The 1,187-nt window shown below is 69.8% G+C and carries 2 protein-coding genes; one reads left to right on the top strand and one right to left on the bottom strand.

From position 1 onward, the window contains the following. Positions 1–745, top strand: a 745-nt coding sequence (locus tag AB0J09_RS65300; protein WP_360714605.1) for an aminotransferase class I/II-fold pyridoxal phosphate-dependent enzyme, incomplete at its 5' end; no start/stop codon positions are given. 152 nt (positions 746–897) lie between these two features. Here AB0J09_RS65300 and AB0J09_RS65295 read toward each other — a convergent pair. Then, positions 898–1,187: hypothetical protein (locus AB0J09_RS65295; RefSeq protein WP_360714603.1), on the bottom strand; the 290-nt coding region annotated here is incomplete at its 5' end.

Genomic DNA, 1,187 nt, shown 5'->3' with positions numbered 1-1,187 from the left:
GACGGGGTGGCGCTTCCGGACCGAAGGGCTCGCCGGGTACCTGCGGGAGCAGAGCTGCCGCATGCTCGTGGTCGTCAATCCGCAGAATCCGACCGGCCGCGTCTTCACGCCCGCCGAACTGCTCGGCCTGGCCACGGCGGCCGAGGAACTCGATCTGGTGGTACTGGCCGACGAGATCCACGCCGATCTGGTGTTCGCCCCGCACCGGCACATACCGTTCGCCTCCGTCGGCACGGCCGCCACGCGAACGGTCACGGCCACCTCGGCCACGAAGGCGTTCAACATCGCCGGGCTCCGCTGCGCCGTCGCGCACATCGGCTCCGACCGGCTGCGCGAGGCGCTGGACAGGGCCCCGCTGGACTTTTTCGGAACGCCGAGCACCCTCAGCCGGGTCGCCACCGTGGCCGCCTGGCGCCGATCCGACGCCTGGCTGGCCGCTCTGATGCGCACCCTGGAGCGCAACCGGCGCCTGGTCCAGGAGTGGGCGGCGGCGCTGCCCTGGAATCCGCACTACCACAGCCCGGAGGGCACGTACCTGAGCTGGCTCGACTTCACCGCAAGCCCGATCGGGGCCGCCGCCCCCGCCGAACACCTCGAACGCCTGGCGAGAGTCAAGCTGAGCGAAGGGGCCGAATTCTCCCAGCACACCACGGTTGACACCACCGGATTTGCCCGGCTCAACTTCGCGACCAGCACATCCAACCTCACGGAGATCCTCGACCGCGTCTTGGCCGTCCCGTCCTGACGTTCAGGCGTGATCGTCCCAGTCCATGAAAGGTCCGTCGACCCGACCTGCCGTTCTTCAGCGGTTGAGGCATCGCTTCGGGCATGTACTAGCTTGCGCTCTCAGACTGGCCAACTAGCGCTTCCAGAGGCCATCTATCGCTCACAGCCTCATCAGTAGCGGCCGCCGCTCACGCTCAGATCGTGCCCGGTAGGCAGGACGCTGGCGCCGGCGTAGCCGGACCAGCCGTCGTCGGGCGCGGCCAGCACCAGTTCGCCGATCTCCTTCAGGACCGCCCGGTCGGCCACGACCAGGCGGGCCCGGAGCGGGCCGCCGGCCTCCAGGTCCTCGCGGACCTCCAGGACGGTGATGCCCTGCGCGGGCAGCGCCTCGCTCCAAGGGATCAGGTCGCGCAGCAGGGCGGCGTGTTCGGCGGTGGTGATCCCCGTACGGCGCACGATGC

Source organism: Nonomuraea sp. NPDC049784, from assembly GCF_040659615.1.
In the GTDB taxonomy this organism is placed as follows: domain Bacteria; phylum Actinomycetota; class Actinomycetes; order Streptosporangiales; family Streptosporangiaceae; genus Nonomuraea.
Note: the sequence above shows the minus strand (reverse complement) of the source record. Positions and strands in the feature narration are given on the sequence as shown.